General features: G+C 60.9%; 15 protein-coding genes. 11 read left to right on the top strand and 4 right to left on the bottom strand.

Going from position 1 to position 18,095, the window contains the following annotated elements:
* Window positions 1-318 precede the first annotated feature (318 nt).
* The 11 genes from IFU29_RS20560 to araD all read left to right on the top strand — a co-directional run bounded on the left by IFU29_RS20560 (window position 319) and on the right by araD (window position 11,663).
* Window positions 319-1,845: a sugar ABC transporter ATP-binding protein gene (locus IFU29_RS20560; protein WP_191935554.1), complete on the top strand. Its 1,527-nt coding sequence runs from the start codon at window positions 319-321 to the stop codon at window positions 1,843-1,845.
* 41 nt (window positions 1,846-1,886) lie between these two features.
* On the top strand, window positions 1,887-2,987 hold the full coding sequence (locus IFU29_RS20555) for an ABC transporter permease (RefSeq protein ID WP_191935553.1): 1,101 nt from the start codon (window positions 1,887-1,889) through the stop codon (window positions 2,985-2,987).
* Window positions 2,984-4,084: an ABC transporter substrate-binding protein gene (locus tag IFU29_RS20550; RefSeq protein WP_191935552.1), complete on the top strand. Its 1,101-nt coding sequence runs from the start codon at window positions 2,984-2,986 to the stop codon at window positions 4,082-4,084. The genes IFU29_RS20555 and IFU29_RS20550 overlap by 4 nt, the downstream gene beginning before the upstream one ends.
* Before the next feature lie 10 nt (window positions 4,085-4,094).
* Complete coding sequence (locus tag IFU29_RS20545) at window positions 4,095-4,946, top strand: SMP-30/gluconolactonase/LRE family protein (RefSeq protein ID WP_191935551.1); 852 nt, start codon at window positions 4,095-4,097, stop codon at window positions 4,944-4,946.
* 230 nt (window positions 4,947-5,176) lie between these two features.
* Window positions 5,177-6,175 (top strand): 3-dehydro-L-gulonate 2-dehydrogenase, encoded by a 999-nt coding sequence (yiaK, locus tag IFU29_RS20540; protein WP_191935550.1) that lies wholly within the window; start codon window positions 5,177-5,179, stop codon window positions 6,173-6,175.
* 14 nt (window positions 6,176-6,189) lie between these two features.
* Window positions 6,190-6,660 carry a YhcH/YjgK/YiaL family protein gene (locus tag IFU29_RS20535; RefSeq protein WP_191935549.1) on the top strand — a complete coding sequence of 157 codons (471 nt, stop codon included), beginning with the start codon at window positions 6,190-6,192 and terminating at the stop codon, window positions 6,658-6,660.
* 12 nt (window positions 6,661-6,672) lie between these two features.
* Window positions 6,673-7,968, top strand: a complete 1,296-nt coding sequence (locus IFU29_RS20530; protein ID WP_191935548.1) for an MFS transporter — start codon at window positions 6,673-6,675, stop codon at window positions 7,966-7,968.
* Entirely contained in the window at window positions 7,965-9,449 is a 1,485-nt protein-coding gene (locus IFU29_RS20525; protein ID WP_191935547.1) for an FGGY-family carbohydrate kinase, read from the top strand. Before IFU29_RS20530 ends, IFU29_RS20525 begins: the two co-directional genes overlap by 4 nt.
* Complete coding sequence (ulaD, locus tag IFU29_RS20520) at window positions 9,446-10,108, top strand: 3-keto-L-gulonate-6-phosphate decarboxylase UlaD (RefSeq protein ID WP_191935546.1); 663 nt, start codon at window positions 9,446-9,448, stop codon at window positions 10,106-10,108. Before IFU29_RS20525 ends, ulaD begins: the two co-directional genes overlap by 4 nt.
* A 2-nt stretch (window positions 10,109-10,110) precedes the next feature.
* Window positions 10,111-10,968 (top strand): L-ribulose-5-phosphate 3-epimerase, encoded by an 858-nt coding sequence (locus tag IFU29_RS20515; protein WP_191935545.1) that lies wholly within the window; start codon window positions 10,111-10,113, stop codon window positions 10,966-10,968.
* A complete protein-coding gene (gene araD / locus IFU29_RS20510; protein ID WP_191935544.1) occupies window positions 10,965-11,663 on the top strand; it encodes an L-ribulose-5-phosphate 4-epimerase in 699 nt (232 codons plus the stop codon). Before IFU29_RS20515 ends, araD begins: the two co-directional genes overlap by 4 nt.
* A gap of 180 nt (window positions 11,664-11,843) precedes the next feature.
* Here araD and IFU29_RS20505 read toward each other — a convergent pair whose 3' ends face one another.
* From IFU29_RS20505 to IFU29_RS20490, 4 genes are all read right to left on the bottom strand, one after another.
* Window positions 11,844-13,160 carry a cytochrome c gene (locus IFU29_RS20505; protein WP_191935543.1) on the bottom strand — a complete coding sequence of 439 codons (1,317 nt, stop codon included), beginning with the start codon at window positions 13,158-13,160 and terminating at the stop codon, window positions 11,844-11,846.
* A 10-nt stretch (window positions 13,161-13,170) separates the two neighbouring features.
* Window positions 13,171-14,955: a GMC family oxidoreductase gene (locus tag IFU29_RS20500; RefSeq protein ID WP_191935542.1), complete on the bottom strand. Its 1,785-nt coding sequence runs from the start codon at window positions 14,953-14,955 to the stop codon at window positions 13,171-13,173.
* Window positions 14,956-14,957: 2 nt separating this feature from the next.
* A complete protein-coding gene (locus tag IFU29_RS20495) occupies window positions 14,958-15,695 on the bottom strand; it encodes a gluconate 2-dehydrogenase subunit 3 family protein (RefSeq protein WP_191935541.1) in 738 nt (245 codons plus the stop codon).
* Window positions 15,696-15,965: 270 nt separating this feature from the next.
* Complete coding sequence (locus IFU29_RS20490) at window positions 15,966-18,044, bottom strand: sensor domain-containing protein (protein WP_244633760.1); 2,079 nt, start codon at window positions 18,042-18,044, stop codon at window positions 15,966-15,968.
* Window positions 18,045-18,095 lie beyond the last annotated feature (51 nt).

Below are 18,095 nucleotides of genomic sequence, written 5' to 3'. Positions count from 1 at the left end.
TTCCTTCGCCCCCTCGCGGGGCGGTGCCCGATGTTACCCCATGCTTCCCGCACTGTGAATATGGAACGATGTTTCAGTGTAATTTCTGCGGCGTAAATCGCCCGAAACGCCACGAGACAGAAGTGAGCTGTCCATCACAATTCCATAACAACAAAAATAACTTATTGTTTTTAAATGATAAATAAAACTCTCGCTCCTTTGCTTTCCGCTCCAAGTGAGAATAGTATTTTTGAAACTTGATTTCGCATATTGAAATATTGCGGTGATTTTTCTGGCTTCACCGCTGTTGATGCTCACCAGGAGTTGCAGGAGGCTGCCATGCAGCATACACCCGGTACACCGGTTCTTACGCTGAGCCACATCACCAAACGCTTTGGCGGCAATATCGCCGTCAACGATGTCAGCCTGGACGTTTTTCCGGGCGAAGTGGTCGCCCTGTTAGGGGAAAACGGCGCCGGAAAATCCACGCTGATTAAAGTGCTCGCCGGGGTTTACAGCCGCGACGAAGGCGATATTCGCTTCCGCGAGGCCAGCATCGCCTCCGCCGCCAGTTTAAAAACCGCCCGGCAACAGCCGATCGCCTTTATTCATCAGGATCTCGGGCTGATTGAGTGGATGACCGTCGCGGAAAATATGGCGCTGGTGATGGGATTTACCCGCCGCCTGGGGCTGATTGACTGGCGGGCGGTGCGCGAACGTTCCCGCGCCGCCCTGGATGAGGTGGGCATCGCGCTGGATCCGGATGCCCGCGTCTTTGAACTGTCGCGTACCGAAAAATCCCTGCTGGCCATTGCCCGCGCCGTGGCGGTAAACGCCGAGGTGCTGGTGCTGGATGAACCCACCGCGTCCCTGCCCGCCAACGACGTCCGCCACCTGTTCAGCGTGATCAACCGCCTGAAAAGTAAAAAGGTGGGCATGATTTACGTCACCCACCGCCTGGACGAAGTGATCGAGATTGCGGACCGCGTCTGCGTGATGCGCGACGGTAAACGCGTGGCCGGGGGGATGACGGCGCAGTACAAGCTGCGCGATCTGGTGGAGATGATTGTCGGGGAGGCCATTGAAGGCGATCGGCGCGAGCCGCTGCCGGAAGCCCGCCCCCCGGTGCTGGCCCTTGACCGGCTGTGTACCGGTGAAGTCGGCCCGGTCTCATTCAGCCTGCAACCCGGCGAAATGCTGGCGCTGGCCGGGTTGCGCGGGGCGGGCCAGGAGGAAATTGGCCGCCTGCTGTTTGGCCTGCGTGAGCGCAGCGGCGGCAGCATTCAGTTCCGTGATAACGCCTATCACGCCGGGTCGCCGCAGCAGGCGATGGCGGCAGGCGTTTCACTGGTGGCGGGTGACCGCACCGGGGAAAGCCTGGTGATGTCGATGAGCGTGCGGGAAAACCTGTTTATCAATCCCTGTGCCAGCGGCCACCGCCTGCTGTCGCGCTACGGCCGCCGCGCCGAGATTGGGGCCAGCTGGTGGAAGGTGCAGCTGTTCGATGTTCGCCCTAAGGACGTCAATCTGGACATCAGTGCGCTGTCAGGCGGCAATCAGCAAAAAGTGGTAATGGCACGCTGGATGCACCTCAACGCCCCGCTGCTGATCCTTGAAGATCCCACGGCGGGCGTCGACGTCGGCGCGCGGGAAGAGATCTATCACCTGCTGAACAAGGCGCTGGCCGACGGCATCGCGGTGCTGGTGATCTCCAACGATTTCGAAGAGATCGCCCATATCTGCAACCGCGCACTGGTGTTTAACCGCGGTCAGGTGGTGGGCGAACTGAAAAATGAACGCGTCACCTTCGCCAACCTGCTTGAACTGGCTTCAGCCAGCCAGGAAACGCCGGTCGCTACCGTCTGAATCATTAACGCCACCGTCAGACGGTGGCAGGAGAAGCTGTTATGTCCAAAACATCCGTGAAGTCTACCGCGCTGGAGCAGCGGGTCAGCCTCGGCGAGCACGGTGCCGCCGCGTGGCTGATGCAGATCGTCACCCGCTACGGCCTGCTGCTGCTGTGCGTCCTGCTCACCGTCCTGTTCTCACTGCTGTCGCCCTCGTTCGCCAGCATGCTGACACTACAGGCGATCCTCGCCAGTAAGGCCAAAATTGCCCTGCTGGCGCTGGCCGCCACCATTCCCATGATCGTCGGCAAAATCGACCTGAACGTCGGCTTTGGCATCGTGCTGTGGCATATCCTCGCCATCACCTTACAGGTCGAGTATGGCTTCTCCTGGCAGATGGCGGTGCTGACGGTACTGGCGATCTCCGCCGTTTACGGCCTGCTCAACGGGATTCTGGTGGCACTGGCGGATATTGACAGCTTCGTGGCCACCCTCGGCTCCGGCACCGTGCTGTACGCCGTCGCGCTGTGGCACTCCGGGGGCCGCCAGATCGTCGGCGACCTGCCCGATGCCTTTATCGCCCTGCACCACACCGAAATCTTCGGCATTCCGATTGGCGCATTCTACGTACTGGCCGTGGCCATCGTCCTGTGGCTGATCACCGAACACACTCCGCTTGGCCGCTGCATGTATGCGGTGGGCGGTAACCCGGCGGCAGCAAGACTGAACGGCATTGCCGTTAATAAATTTACCATCGGCGCGTTTATCGCCTCCAGCGTGCTTACCGGTTTCAGCGGCGTACTGATCGCCGCCGAGCAGGGCGTCGGCCAGGCGAGCGTCGGTATGGATTACCTGCTGCCTGCGCTGGTCGGGGCGTTCCTCGGCAGTACCACTATCCGCCCGGGCCGCGTGAACGTCTGGGGCACCGTGGTGGGCATTGCTATTCTCGCCATCGGGATTGCCGGTATCCAGCAGTTTGGCGGCGATTTCTGGGTTGAGCCGCTGTTTAACGGTGCCACACTGCTGCTTTCCATTACGCTTGCCGGTTACGCCCAGCGCCGCCGGATGCTGAACCAAAAAGCCGTGGTGCGCAGTCAAAACACCCCGGCTGCCACTCCTGACAATAATCAAAACACCATCACTCCGGGGAGTACCTTATGAAACGTCATCTTCTTGCACTGACTCTTGGCACGCTGCTGGCAGGTTCGCTGCCAGCCTGGGCTGACAGCTACCTCGAGCAGGCCACCGCCGCAGTCAGTAAAGCCACCGCCAGCGTCACCCAGTGGGACGGCCCCACCACCGGGCCGACCCTGCAAAAGAACAAGAAGGTGATCTTTATCGCCTCGGATATGAAAAACGGCGGCGTACAGGGCGTGCAGCAGGGGCTGAGTGAAGCCGCTGCCGCAGCAGGCTGGAAGCTGGAAACGCTCGACGGCGGCGGCTCGGTGAAAGACCAGCTGGCGGCGCTGAACCAGGCTATTGCCCAGCGCCCGGACGGTATTGTCATTGGCGGCTGGAACCCAAACGTGGCCAAAATTCCGCTGAAAAAAGCTGTTCAGCAGAAAATCGTGCTGATGGCCTGGCACGCCGAACCGCAGCCGGGGCCGATTGCCAAATATAACGTGGTAACCAACATCACTTCTGATTCCAACGAGGTCGCCCGCCTTGCTGCACAGTATGCGGTGGTGCAGTCCGGCGGTAAGGCACAGGTGCTGATTTTCACCGATTCGCTCTATCAGATTGCGCTGGATAAGGCCAATACGATGAAGCAGGAAATCGAGAAGTGCAGCGGCTGTAAGGTGGTGGAGTTTATCGATACGCCGCTGGCCGATACCGCCAACCGCATGCCGTCAATGACCTTCAGCCTGCTGCAAAAATATGGCGATAAGTTCCAGTACGCACTGGCGATCAACGACCTTTACTTCGACTTTATGGCCCCGGCGCTGAAGACCGCGGGCAAAGGCGGCAAAAACGCGCCGTTTAATATCTCCGCCGGGGACGGCTCGATTTCGGCCTTCCAGCGTATCCGCAGCGGCGACAGCCAGATCGGTACCGTGGCCGAGCCACTGAAGCTGCACGGCTGGCAGCTGCTGGATGAGTTTAACCGCGCCTTTGCCGGTCAGCCGCCGTCAGGCTATGTCACGCCGGCGCACCTGATCACTAAAGCGAACATCGGCAGCGACGGCGGACCGCAAAACCACTACGACCCGCAGAATGACTACCAGGGGCATTACAAAACCATCTGGGGCGTGAAGTAGCGGAGGGGCTATGCAGAGGACTGACAACCTGACGCTGGAAAAACTCTGTTCCCCGGCACTCTGGGCCGAGGGGCCGGTATGGCTGCCGGAACAGGATGCCGTGGTGTTCAGCGATGTGAAAGGGAACCGCATGTTCCGCTGGCAGCGCAGCGGCGAGGTGAGCCTCTGGCGCTCGCCGTCCCACTACGCTAACGGCAACGCCCGCGATCTGCAGGGCCGGGTGGTGAGCTGTGAGCACGGCCGCCGCGCCATCAGCCGCACGGAGCATGACGGCAGCGTCACGCTGCTGGTGGAGAAAGTGGACGGCAAGCGCTTCAATTCACCTAACGACGTGGTGGTGCGATCCGACGGCACGATCTGGTTCACCGATCCGCCCTACGGGATCGTCAGCGACGATGAGGGTTATCACGCGCACAGTCAGGTGATCGGCTGTTATCTCTACTGTTTCGATCCGATCGCACAGCGGCTGACCATCGCCGCCAGCGATCTGCAGCGCCCCAACGGGCTGGCTTTTTCGCCCGATGAAAGTCTGCTGTACGTGGCGGATATGTCGGTGGTCGACTTCCCGACGCTGGGTCGCCGCCAGCTGCGGGTCTATCCGGTTGACGGCCATGAGCTGGGCAGCGGACGGCTGTTTGCCGAAGTGGCACCCGGCTTTCCGGACGGTTTCTGCGTCGACGCACGCGGTTATCTTTACTGTAGCTGCGCCGACGGGGTGATTATTTTTGACAGCAAAGGCATGCCGTGCGGCAAGATCCCGCTGCCGGAACGCGTGTCGAACTGCACCCTCGGTGGCCCGCACGGTAACGAGCTGTATATCACCGCCACCACGTCGCTCTACCGGGTGCGACTCCCGCACTAGCGCGACAGGGCCTTCCCGGCAGCCGGATTCTCCTGCTGCCGGCTTTCGCTCGCCCAGAATCTGGTGGATGTGCCAGCGATCACAGAACCCAACACTATTTTTATCTATCTGTTTTATAAAGATAAATTACCACCTCATTTCTTTGACTTGTTCTCTCCAGGCGCATAGGATTTATTTGGAACGACATTCCATATATTGAAATAATGCCACCTCCGGGGAGAAACAGCAGTATGAGAATCAGCTATCAGCAGTTGAAACAGGCGTTCCTGCGGGTGTTACTGGCACGCGGTGTGCCGGCCGATAAAGCCGAAAGCTGCGCCACGATGTTCACTGACACCAGCGAGAACGGCGTTTACTCCCACGGGGTGAATCGTTTTCCCCGCTTTATCCAGCAGCTGGACGCGGGGCATATCGTGCCTCAGGCCGAAGCGGAAAAAATTCTCTCTCTGGGGGCCATCGAACAGTGGGACGCTCACCGCGCCATCGGTAACCTCACCGCCCGCAGCATGATGGATCGCGCCATTGAACTGGCCGACGGGCACGGCATTGGTCTGGTGGCACTGCGTAATGCCAACCACTGGATGCGCGGCGGCAGCTACGGCTGGCAGGCGGCAGAAAAAGGCTATATCGGCGTCTGCTGGACCAACTCCATCGCGGTGATGCCGCCGTGGGGCGCGAAAAACTGCGCCATCGGGACCAACCCGCTGATCGTCGCCGTACCGGGTGAGCCTATTACCATGGTCGATATGTCGATGTCGATGTTCTCCTACGGGATGCTGGAAGTGAACCGCCTGGCAGGCAACACCCTGCCGGTCGACGGCGGGTTTGATAATAACGGGGAATACACCCGCGATCCCGCCACCATCGAAGCCAATCGCCGCATTTTACCCATGGGTTACTGGAAAGGCTCCGCCCTGTCTATCGTGCTGGACATGGTCGCCACCCTGCTCTCCAACGGCGCTTCCGTGACTGAGGTGACCGAAGATAACGGCGACGAATTTGGCATTTCTCAGGTGTTTATCGCCATCGACGTCGATCGTCTGATCGACGGTGCGACTCGCGACAGCAAGCTGGCCCGCATCCGCGAATCCATCACAGGTGCCGAACGCGCCGACGACCGGCAGGCAATCCGCCTGCCCGGCCACAAATTCCCCGGTATCCGCGCCGAGAACCAGCGCCTGGGGATTCCGGTTGATGAGCGCGTCTGGGCACGTATCCAGGCACTGTAACGGGAGCAGAGACGATGATTTTTGGCCATATCAACCATACCGATGCCCGCCACTATCCGCCGGCCATTGCCCGTGCCCTGGCGTACTTAGCCTCGCACGACCTGGCGGGCATGGCGGCTGGTCGCTATCAGGACAGCCAGACCGGCTGGCAGGTGCAGGTGCTGGATCTGCACACCGCCCCGCACGGTGATAACTACCCGGAGGCCCACCGCCGTTTCATCGATGTGCAGTTCCTGGTGTCCGGCAACGAGCTGATGGGGGTGGCTACGGAAAAAACCGTACCGCCCGTTCACCAGCCTTATGACGAGGAACGCGACATCATCTTTTACCGCGACGTGCCGAATGAAACCCTGCTTCTGATGCAGCCGGGCCACTTTGCCGTGTTTTTCCCGCAGGATATCCATCGCCCGAACTGTGCGCTGGACGCTCCCGAGGCCATTCGCAAGGTGGTGGTGAAGATCCCCACGGCCGATCTCGCTGACTGAAAGAGGATCCCTATGAGCCTGACTTCCACCCCGATCGTCCGGGAACCGATCCCCGCCCTGCGCTGGCTGCGGATCATCCCGCCGATCCTGATCACCTGCATTATCTCCTACATGGATCGGGTCAACATTGCTTTTGCCATGCCGGGGGGGATGGATGCCGATCTCGGCATCAGTGCCTCCATGGCCGGACTGGCCGGCGGCATCTTCTTTATCGGCTACCTGTTCTTACAGGTGCCGGGCGGCAAGCTGGCGGTGTATGGCAACGGCAAGCGGTTTATCGGCTGGTCGCTGCTGGCCTGGGCGGTGATCTCCCTGCTGACCGGCCTGGCCACCAGCCAGTATCAGCTGCTGGCGCTGCGCTTTGCGCTGGGGGTATCCGAAGGTGGGATGCTGCCGGTGGTGCTGACGATGATCGGCAACTGGTTCCCGGATGCGGAACGCGGTCGCGCTAATGCCATTGTGATCATGTTTGTGCCGATCGCCGGGATCCTGACGGCCCCGCTCTCCGGCTGGATCATCACCGCCTGGGACTGGCGCATGCTGTTCTTTGTCGAGGGGGTGCTGTCGCTGTTTGTGATGGCGCTGTGGCACTTCACCATCAGCAACCGCCCGCAGGAGGCGACGTGGATCTCACCGGCGGAAAAACAGTATCTGATCACAACCCTGCACGATGAACAGCTGCTGATCAAAGGTAAAAACACCCGTAAAGCCTCGCTGCGTCAGGTGATGCGCGAGCCGGTGATGTGGCGGCTGATCCTGGTGAACTTCTTTTATCAGACCGGGATCTACGGCTACACCCTGTGGCTGCCTACCATCCTGAAAGGGCTGACCAACGGCAACCTGGAACAGGTCGGCTTGCTGGCGATCCTGCCCTATGTCTGCGCCATCGTCGGCATGTTCCTGTTCTCTGCCCTGTCGGACGCCACCGGCCGCCGCAAGCTGTTCGTTGCCCTGCCGCTGGCCGGTTTCGCCCTGTGCATGGCGCTGTCGGTACTGCTGAAAGCGCATATCTGGTGGTCTTACGCGGCGCTGGTCGGCTGCGGGTTCTTTATTCAGTCGGCGGCTGGCGTGTTCTGGAGTATACCTCCGCGCCTGTTTAATGCCGAAGTGGCCGGCGGCGCGCGCGGGGTGATCAATGCCCTGGGCAACCTCGGCGGCTTCTGCGGGCCGTATATGGTCGGGGTACTGATTGTCGCGTACAGCAAAGATGCCGGGGTATACAGCCTGGCAATCTCACTGACCATCGCCTCACTGCTGGCGCTGACGCTACCCGCCCGCTGTGATGCACAGAACAGGGAGGCAGCATGAGCCACTACTGGTTAGGACTGGACTGCGGCGGCACCTTTATTAAAGCCGGTCTGTATGACGCACAGGGTCGGGAACGGGCGGTATCCCGGCAGACACTGCCGGTGCTGGTACCGGAACCCGGCCGCGCCGAGCGTGATATGCCGCAGCTCTGGCAGCAGGCTGCCAGGGTGATTGCGGACGTGATGAAAAGCAGCGGGCTGCAGGCAAACCAGGTCGCCGGGGTGGGCATATCTGCCCAGGGGAAAGGTCTGTTCCTGCTGGATAAACAGCGTCAGCCGCTGGGCAACGGCATCCTCTCCTCTGACCGCCGGGCGCTGGCGCTGGTGCAGCAGTGGCAGCGGGACGGCATGCCGCAGACGCTCTACCCGCTCACCCGGCAGACGCTGTGGACCGGACACCCGGTCTCACTGCTTCGCTGGCTGAAGGAGCACGAGCCGCAGCGCTACGCGGCTATCGGCAGCGTGCTGATGGCCCATGACTATCTGCGCTACTGCCTGACCGGGGAACTGGCCTGCGAAGAAACCAATATTTCCGAATCTAATCTCTACGACATACAGCAGGGCGGCTGGTCTGCCGCGCTGGCCGACACGCTCGGTATCGGTGACATTCTTCCGGCCCTGCCGCCGATCGTCGGGTCAACGGCCATCGCCGGACAGGTGACCGCAGAGGCGGCAGCCCTGTGCGGGCTGCGCGAGGGCACGCCGGTGGTGGGCGGGCTGTTCGACGTGGTTTCTACCGCGCTGTGCGCCGGACTGCACGATGACACCCGGCTGAACGCGGTGATGGGGACCTGGTCCGTGACCAGCGGCATCACCGACCGCATCAGCGACGAAACCGGCCACCCGTTTGTCTACGGCCGCTACGCCATTGACGGTCAGTACATTATTCACGAAGCCAGCCCGACCTCGGCGGCCAACCTGGAGTGGTTCTGCCAGCAGTGGGGAATTGACGACTATGCACAGCTGAATCAGTGGGTCGCCGCCCTGCCCCCTGCACAAAGCTCGCTGCTGTTCCTGCCGTTCCTCTACGGCTGTAATGCCGGGGGCGACCTGCACGCCAGCTTCTTTGGCCTGCAGGCAGGCCACCAGCGCGGCCACCTGGTACAGGCGATCTACGAAGGCGTGGTGTTCTCGCACCTCACCCATCTGAACCGCATTCTGACACGCTTCCCGCAGGTCAGCGCCCTGCGCCTGAGCGGCGGCCCAACGCGTTCCGCCGAGTGGATGCAGATGTTTGCCGATGCCAGCGGTCTGCCGGTCGAGATCCCACAGATTGAAGAGAGCGGCTGCCTGGGGGCGGCGCTGGCGGCCATGACTGGCACCGGAGCCTGTGCCTCGCTGCAAGCGGCGCAGCAGGCGCTGCAACCGGCCATCGTCAGCTATCAGCCGGACGCCGGGCGTCACGCGCTGTATCAGAAAAAATACCAGCGTTATCAGCAGCTAATCACGGCACTGATCGCCGTACAAGGAGTCACCGCATGAGTCATTCCCCTGTTCCCCGGCTGCAGCTGGCGCTCGATCACACCCGGCTGGATGCCGCCCTGGCGACGGCGCAGCGCCTGCACCATCAGGTCGATATTGTCGAAGCGGGCACCCTTCTCTGCTTAAGCGCCGGGATTGATGCCGTGCGCCAGCTGCGCCAGCTGCTCCCGGATAAAACGCTGGTGGCCGATTTCAAAGTAGCCGACGCCGGGGCCACGCTGGCAAAACTGGCCTTTGAAGCCGGGGCCAACTGGATGACGGTGATCTGCAGCGCCCCGCTGGCCACCTTTGCCAGCGCGCTGGAGGTGGCGCATCAGCATCAGGGCGATATCCAGATTGAGCTGTTCGGCCACTGGACGCTGGACGATGCCAGGCGCTGGCGCGAGCTGGGGCTGACGCAGGCGATCTACCATCGCGGACGGGATGCACAGGCCAGCGGCCAGCAGTGGAGCCATCAGGATCTGGACGCGATGAAAGCGCTGTCCGATCTGGGCTTTGCCCTGTCGGTGACCGGCGGCATTACGCCAGATGAGCTGCCGCAGTTTAAAGAGATCGACGTGAAGGCGTTTATCGTCGGCCGGGCACTCAGCGAAAGTGCCGACGGGCTGGCGACGGCTGCCGACTTCCATCAGGCCATTGCCAACATCTGGGGACACTAACCATGCGCCAACACCCGCTGGGAATTTATGAAAAAGCGCTGCCTGCACACCTGAGCTGGCCGGAACGTCTGGCCCTGGCGAAAGCCTGCGGCTTCGACTTCGTTGAGATGTCGGTGGACGAAACCGATCTGCGCCTGTCGCGCTTACAGTGGAGCAAAGAGCAGCGCCTGTCGCTGGTCAACGCGATGATGGAAACCGGGGTCAGCATCCCGTCAATGTGCCTGTCCGGCCACCGCCGTTTCCCGTTCGGCAGCCGGGACCCGGCCACGCGCCAGCAGGCCTATACCCTGATGGAGCAGGCGATCCAGCTGGCGAAGGACGTCGGCATCCGTACCATCCAGCTGGCGGGCTACGACGTTTATTACGAACCGCACGATGAGGGCACGGTGGCGCGCTTTGCCGAAGGGCTGGCCTGGGCGGTGGACCGCGCTGCCGCCGCGCAGGTGATGCTGGCGGTCGAGATTATGGACACCGAATTTATCAATGCCATCAGCAAGTGGAAACACTGGGATAAACAGCAGGCCTCGCCGTGGTTCACTGTCTATCCCGATGTCGGCAACCTCACCGCCTGGGGCAACGACGTTGCCGCCGAGCTGGCGCTGGGCATTGACCGCATTGCCGCCATCCACCTGAAAGACACCCAGCCCGTCACCGCCAGCTCGCCGGGGCAGTTCCGCGATGTGCCGTTTGGTGACGGCTGCGTCGACTTTGTCGGCGTGTTCCGCACGCTGAAAGCACTTAACTATCGCGGGGCGTTTCTGATTGAGATGTGGACCGAGAAAGCCGAGGAACCGGTGACCGAGATCGTGCAGGCCCGGCGCTGGATTGAACAGAAAATGCAGGAAGGAGGCTTACAGTGAGCTTAACTACGCTGAAACAGCAGGTGTTCGAGGCTAACCTGGCGCTGCCGCGTCACCGTCTGGTGACCTTCACCTGGGGCAACGTCAGTGCCATTGACCGCAGCCGCGGGCTGGTGGCGATCAAGCCGTCCGGGGTGGAGTACGACGGCATGACCGTGGACGATATCGTGGTAGTGGAGCTGGAAAGCGGCCGCACCGTCGAGGGCAGCAAAAAGCCGTCGTCCGATACCGCCACGCATCTGGCGCTGTACCGGGCGTTCGCTGATATCGGGGGCATTGTTCATACCCATTCGCGCCACGCCACCATCTGGGCGCAGGCCGGGTTGGACCTGCCGGCCTGGGGCACCACGCACGCCGACTATTTCTACGGCCCCATACCCTGTACGCGCCTGATGACGCCGCAGGAGATCGCTGACGATTACGAACATAACACCGGCGAGGTGATTATCGACACCTTCCGTTCGCGCGGCATCAGCCCGACGGCGGTCCCGGCGGTGCTGGTCAACGCCCACGGACCGTTTGCCTGGGGCAGCACTGCCGACAACGCCGTCCACAATGCGGTGGTGCTGGAAGAAATTGCCTATATGGGGATTTTCTCGCGCCAGCTGACGCCTGGCATGAAGGATATGCAGCAGGTGCTGCTGGATAAGCACTATCTGCGCAAGCATGGAGCGGGGGCGTATTACGGGCAGTGACCGCTGGCGGCTCTCTTTCTGCTGGTGAGGACCGGGGTTAGGCTGGAGCCACAGCGGTTAAAAGCATTTCGCTTTCCTGCTGCGCCGAAGAAGCGATGATTTCCAGGACGTGCCGACGGGGCGTCGGCACGAGGGGGTGAAGGGGGCGGCGCGATTGCCGTCCCCCTTTCCGACCGCCCGTTACGGCGTCAGTTTCTCCACGTCGGCATTCCCCTGCTGATGCACCACGGCCTCATCCTTACGCACCTTAGCCACATCGCTGGCGGACACCGTAGACGTCGCGGTATTGCCCCAGCTGGTGCGGATAAAGTTCACCACGTCCGCCACCTGCTGGTCGTTCAGCCGCCAGCCGAAGGCCGGCATGGTGATGGTGGTCGGTGCGCCCTTCATGCCCGGCAGCTGCGCGCCACTGAGCACAATATGAATCAGCGACGTGGGATCGGATGCCAGCACTACCGGGTTTCCGCGCAGTTCCGGGAAGAAGCGCGCATAGCCGCTGCCGTCCGTTTTATGGCAGGCGGCGCAGCTGTCCACGTAGACCGACGCACCGGTTTTACTGTCATCACCTTTCCACAGCGCTTTCGCCACCGTATCGTCCGGCGTAAAGCCCACCTGATTCGGATCTTTCGCGCCCAGCGACTTCAGATAGCGGGCAATCGCCGTGGCATCTTCCGCGGTCAGGTGCTGCAGGCTGTGCTGCACCACGTCGGTCATGCCGCCGAAGACCGCCGTATGATCGTTGCGCCCCATCCGCAGGAACTGCACCAGGTCGTCCTCGCTCCAGCGCCCCAGACCATCACGTCCGTCGCCGCGCAGGTTACTGGCGGTCCAGCCGTCAATCGGTGCGTTACTGCCGGAAAGGAAGTCGCTGCCCTCGTCGTTGTTCAGCGCTTTTTCCTGCATGGTGATGCTGCGTGGCGTATGGCAGGCCCCGCAGTGCCCCAGCCCTTCCACCAGATACTGACCGCGCGCCAGCACCGGATCCTGACCCTGCACCGGCTGGAAGGCTTTCACGTCCGGGGCAAACACCCCGCGCCAGATCGCCAGCGGCCAGCGCATTGACAGCGGCCAGGGGATATCACTTTCCTGATTGGCCTGCGCCACCGGCTTCACGCCGTGCATAAAGTAGGCATACAGCGCCTGCATATCCTCATCGCTGACGACGGCGTAAGAGGGGTAAGGCATCGCCGGGTAGAGCGTATCGCCATTTTTCGCCACGCCGTGGCGTACCGCTTTCTGGAAGTCGTCGTAGCTGTAGCCGCCAATGCCGCTCTGCTTATCCGGCGTGATATTGGTGGAGTAGAGGGTACCGATTGGCGTCGCCATCGGCAGGCCACCGGCAAACGGCTCACCGCCAGCTTTGGTATGGCAGGCCACACAGTCCCCCGCGCGCGCCAGGTACTCGCCGCGCGCTATCTGCGCATCCGCACCGTCTGCCGCCAGGGCGTTCAGTGCCATCATGCCCGGCAGCAGGGCAATAAGAAGTAACTTTTTCATCTGTTTATCCTTATGCCTGCACCAGTGGACCCGGGTTTTTCAGGTACTGTTCGCGGATCGCTTTTGCTGACCAGTAGGTGAGCGCAGCGACCATACCGGTCGGGTTATAACCCAGCCCCTGCGGGAACGCCGAGGCACCGGGAACAAACACGTTCGGCACATCCCAGCTCTGCAGATAGCGGTTAATGGCGCTGGTTTTCGGGTCTTCACCCATGATCGCCCCACCGTTCATATGCGTGGTCTGATACACGGTGGTATCGAAATGCGTCCCCGGCATTTTTGGCGTGCCGCTGATGAGCTTTGGATTCATCGCTTCGGCAATCTTGTGCATGCGACCGTGCATAAACTGCGACATTTTAATGTCGTTATCCTGCCAGTCGAAGGTCATACGCAGCAGCGGCTGGCCGTGGATATCCTTGTAGTTTGGATCCAGATCGAGGTAGTTATTGCGGTAAGACTGGTGCGCACCGTGGGCATCCATCGACACATGGTGCGTGTAATGATCGGCCACTGCCGCTTTCCATTTGCTGCCCCAGTTTGGCGTTCCCGGCGGCGTTGGCAGGCCGGAGATCGGTTTCACACCCGCCTGATTCACCCACATCGGTGAGCCGCCGACAAAACCGTATTTCGCATGGTCAAAGTTGTCGGCGTTGAAGTCGTCGACGCCCACCCCGGCACCGCCCGCCCCGATAAAGTTATTGGTGAACACATCCTTACCGAAGAAGGCTTTGATGGTGGAGATATTCTGGTAGGCAAAGTTACGCCCGACGGTGCCTTCGTTGGTCACCGGATCGTACGGTTTACCAATGCCGGACAGCAGCATCAGGTGGACGTTGTGGAACTGGAAGGCCGACAGGATCACCAGATCCGCCGGCTGTACCTGCTCGCGCCCCAGCGCATCGACATAAGTGACACCGGTGGCACGCTTTTTATCGTCGGTCAGGTTCACCCGCAGGACGTGTGCATTGTTGCGCAGTTCAAATTTTGCCTCCTGGCGCAGCGCAGGCAGAATATTGACGTTTGGTGAGGCTTTGGAATACATGTAGCAGGCATAGCCGCTGCAGTAGCCGCAGAAGTTGCACGGCCCCATCTGCGCGCCGTAGGTATTGGTGTACGGGCCGGAGGTATTGGCTGACGGCAAATCATAGGGGTGATAGCCGATGCTCTCCGCCGCCTGGGCGAACAGCTGCGCTGACCAGGTGCGCTTCTGCGCGGGCAGCGGGAACGGGCTGGAACGGTCCGGGGCAAACGGGTTACCTTTGCCGCCCTGGCCGACCACTTTGCCCTTCACACTCCATGCCGAACCGGAGGTGCCGAACACCTTCTCGGCCTGGTCGAAGAACGGCTCCAGCTCGTCATAGGTCACGCCGAAGTCCTGAATGGTCATGCCTTCCGGGATGAAATTTTTGCCGTAGCGCTCTTCATAGTGGCTGCGCATCCGCAGTTCCATCGGGTCAACGCGGAAATGCACGCCCGACCAGTGCAGGCCCGCGCCACCTGTGCCGGTACCCGGCAGGAACGCGGCCAGCTGACGATACGGCTGTGCGGTCTGCGCAGCGTTATGACGGATGGTGACGGTGCTTTTTGACAGATCCTGGAACAGCTTTTTACGGATGTTATAGGTCAGCTCGTCAATCACCTGGGGATAAGCCCCGTCAGGATAGGTATCCCGGTGCGGGCCGCGCTCCAGCGCCACCACGTTCAGACCCGCTTCGGTCAGCTCTTTCGCCATGATCGCCCCGGCCCAGCCGAAACCGACGATCACTGCATCCACTTTTTTCTGTTCGTTAGCCATGATTAGCTTCTTTCCCCGCGAATTGATACCGGCGGCAGCGTGTAACGCTCGCCGCGTTCCACCCAGTCCATAAAGTCGGCGCGTGCGCCCGGGAAGTTGATCAACTGCCAGCCGACCAGCCCCTGATTGCCCCCGTGGATCGGGTCACTGAAAAAGCCTTCGCGGGTGTTCTGTAACAGGAAGGAAAAGAAGGTTTTCGCCGGAAGCTGTGGCAGCGTCACGCTGCCCGCTTCCAGGGCCTGTAAAAAGGCGTCCTGCTGTTCGCTGCTTAACTGCGCGAAAAGCTTACCGTGCTGCTGCTTTGCCAGCGCATCGGCGTCGGCCAGGCCAAGCCGGTAGATATCACGCGGCGTCAGCGGCAGCTGATAACCCAGAGCTTTATCGGCATCCGGGTGGAAGGGTCCCTGCATATACCAGTTGCTGCCGGTGGCGTAGGGCGTATTCATCTGGCGGTCGATGTATTCGGGTACGCCAGCTTCCAGCGCGCCGGGGCCACGCTCATCGGCGGGGATCAGCCGGGCGACTGCCGCCTGCACAAAGGCGTACTCTTCCGGGGTAAACCAGGTGGGCTGATACTCACGCGCCTGCTGCGGGCCGGTGGCGGCAGCCTCTTTCGCCACGGCGGGCGCGACAGCGGCCAGTGAACCCAGTCCGGCGGAACCTATCGCCATCGCCGGGGCGAGGGTAATGGTTTTCAGCAGAAAATCCCTGCGGGTACTGCCTGTTTTTTGCTCTGACATGACATTGCCTTCTCAAACGTTCGCGTGGGCGATCGCTAAAATGGGGGTCGGATGATTTTATCGTCACACTGATATAGGGGGTCTTTGCTGTTCCGGCCTTTATACGCTTTTTTGTTACCGGTAACAGTGGCGCATACTGTAACAGTTATACGTATAAGGTGTGAGGGGAGAGAAACAAAAAGGCACAATTTCATTAACAATTTACCGGCCCCGCCTGCTGCCGGGCCGGTCTCTGGCCCGGCAGCAGCGGAAAACGCCCTGACGGACAGCTTAAAACGCCTGTAAGCGGCACTCTGACGGCTGCGGGCGGCCGAAATAGTAGCCCTGGAACAGCGTACAGCCCTCTTCCTTCAGCCGCTCAAACTGCTCATTGCTTTCCACCCCTTCCGCAGTGATCTGAATGTCCAGGCTGCGGCTCATCCCGGTGATCGCGCGGATAATGGCCAGTGCCTCGCGGCTGTCGTGCATGTCGTTGATAAACGACTTATCGATTTTGATTTTATCGAACGGGAAGGAACGCAGGTAACTCAGCGACGAATAGCCGGTGCCGAAGTCATCCAGCGCAATACGGATGCCCAGCGCCTTGAGATTTTGCAAAATATGGATATTGACCAGGGTGTTATCCAGCAGCACGGATTCGGTGATCTCCACTTCCAGCCGGTGCGGGGCCAGGCCGGACTCCTTCAGCGCAGCCTCAACGACCGACACCAGCGCGCTGTTTTTAAACTGCAGCGGCGACAGGTTTACCGCCACGCTCTGCTCGCCCGGCCAGGTCGCCGCCTCACGGCAGGCTTCATACAGCGCATAGGCTCCCAGGCTGTGGATCAGTCCGGTCTCTTCGGCAATGGGAATAAAATCGACCGGCATGATGATGCCCCTTTCCGGGTGCTGCCAGCGCATCAGGGCCTCATAGCCGATGATTTCCCGGTGCAGATGGTTGGTAATGGGCTGGTAATACAGCCTCAGCTGGCGGCTGGTGAGTGCCTCACGCAGATCGTTTTCAATGGCCCGACGCCTCTGCGCCATCGCACCCATCGTCTCAGTAAAGTGTTCAAAACGGTTACGGCCGTTACGTTTGGCTTCGTACAGCGCCATATCCGCACGGCGTAACAGCTCATCCGGCGTGGCCATGCCGCCGTCGGCAATGGCGATGCCAATACTCAGCCCCACCGACAGGTTATGCCCGTCCACGCTGAACGGGGGACGAATGGTTTCGATCAGGCGGGTGGCAACGGCTTCAGCCTCCTGCCGCTGCGTCAGCCCCGGCAGAACAATGGAGAACTCGTCGCCGCCGCTGCGCGCCAGCGTGTCCTGGTCACGCAGAACCCCACGCAGACGCACCGCAACGGAACGCAGCAGATCGTCACCCGTCTGGTGGCCCAAGGCATCATTGACGTTTTTGAAGTTATCCAGATCCAGCCCCAGCGTGGCCGTTTTGCGACGCCCATCGCGATCGTCGCGCAGCGCCTGGGTCAGACGCTGGTTGAACAGGACGCGGTTTGGCAGGCTGGTCAGATTATCGTGATGGGCCATATGATGAATTTGCGCATCGGCCGCCCGCTGGTCGGTGACATCATCGGCAATCAGCAGCACATAGTTATGGTGCTCATCGTTACCGCGGATGATCGAGGCGCTGGCACTGATGATCCGCTCGCCACCCGGCGTCATCAGCAACCGCTCATTGCGCTGCATTCCCTCTCTGCGCTGCGCAGCATCGGAGAGCTGCATAAAGTATTCGCCCATTTCGGCAGTCATGCACTCCGGCCCGCGCTTGCCGATAAAATCGCGCTGCGTGCCCCCCAGCAGCTGTTCGGCTTTGTTGTTAAGCAGCAGGATCTCGCGTGATACGACATCCTCCACAATCACGCAGGAGGGAATATTGGCAATAATGGTGTCGAGGAAGGTCGACAACGAGGCCATTTTAGCGCTGTTCTGTTCGGCCAGTTCTTTCGTGCGCAGGATCTGCTGCTCATACTCGCGCACTTCGGTACAGTCGCGGGTGATCTTGGCGAAACCGATCAGCCGGTCCTCATCGTTGCGGATCGCATCGATCACCACATGCGCCCAGAAGGCACTGCCATCTTTACGGTACCGCCAGCCATAATCTTCAAAACGCCCGGTGCGGCGGGCGATCGCCAGGTTGCTTTCCGGCAGCTGCAGCAGCCGGTCCTGAGCGCTGTAGAAGCAGGAAAAGTGCTTACCGACGATCTCCTCTGCGGTGTAGCCTTTGGCACGCTGCGCGCCCGGATTCCAGTTAGTTACCGTTCCATCAGGGGTGATCATATAGATTGCGTAATCGACTACGCTTTGTACCAGCTGCCGGTACATCACATCCGAGTTGTCATTCATTATTATTTTCACCCAGGCGCTGGCGGTCATTTTTTCCATCGCGGAAAAGAC

It is taken from the genome of Erwinia persicina, from assembly GCF_014838825.1.
Taxonomy (GTDB): Bacteria; Pseudomonadota; Gammaproteobacteria; order Enterobacterales; family Enterobacteriaceae; genus Erwinia; species Erwinia persicina_A.
Note: the sequence above shows the minus strand (reverse complement) of the source record. Positions and strands in the feature narration are given on the sequence as shown.

Bases quoted from the DNA above. Each gene is read 5' to 3' on its own strand.
- IFU29_RS20525 (WP_191935547.1), top strand. From the start codon at position 7,965: ATGAGCCACTACTGGTTAGGACTGGACTGCGGCGGCACCTTTATTAAA.
- IFU29_RS20550 (WP_191935552.1), top strand. From the start codon at position 2,984: ATGAAACGTCATCTTCTTGCACTGACTCTTGGCACGCTGCTGGCAGGT.
- IFU29_RS20535 (WP_191935549.1), top strand. From the start codon at position 6,190: ATGATTTTTGGCCATATCAACCATACCGATGCCCGCCACTATCCGCCG.
- IFU29_RS20560 (WP_191935554.1), top strand. From the start codon at position 319: ATGCAGCATACACCCGGTACACCGGTTCTTACGCTGAGCCACATCACC.
- IFU29_RS20495 (WP_191935541.1), bottom strand. From the start codon at position 15,695: ATGTCAGAGCAAAAAACAGGCAGTACCCGCAGGGATTTTCTGCTGAAA.
- IFU29_RS20555 (WP_191935553.1), top strand. From the start codon at position 1,887: ATGTCCAAAACATCCGTGAAGTCTACCGCGCTGGAGCAGCGGGTCAGC.
- IFU29_RS20490 (WP_244633760.1), bottom strand. From the start codon at position 18,044: ATGAATGACAACTCGGATGTGATGTACCGGCAGCTGGTACAAAGCGTA.
- yiaK (WP_191935550.1), top strand. From the start codon at position 5,177: ATGAGAATCAGCTATCAGCAGTTGAAACAGGCGTTCCTGCGGGTGTTA.
- ulaD (WP_191935546.1), top strand. From the start codon at position 9,446: ATGAGTCATTCCCCTGTTCCCCGGCTGCAGCTGGCGCTCGATCACACC.
- IFU29_RS20545 (WP_191935551.1), top strand. From the start codon at position 4,095: ATGCAGAGGACTGACAACCTGACGCTGGAAAAACTCTGTTCCCCGGCA.
- IFU29_RS20530 (WP_191935548.1), top strand. From the start codon at position 6,673: ATGAGCCTGACTTCCACCCCGATCGTCCGGGAACCGATCCCCGCCCTG.
- IFU29_RS20515 (WP_191935545.1), top strand. From the start codon at position 10,111: ATGCGCCAACACCCGCTGGGAATTTATGAAAAAGCGCTGCCTGCACAC.
- IFU29_RS20500 (WP_191935542.1), bottom strand. From the start codon at position 14,955: ATGGCTAACGAACAGAAAAAAGTGGATGCAGTGATCGTCGGTTTCGGC.
- IFU29_RS20505 (WP_191935543.1), bottom strand. From the start codon at position 13,160: ATGAAAAAGTTACTTCTTATTGCCCTGCTGCCGGGCATGATGGCACTG.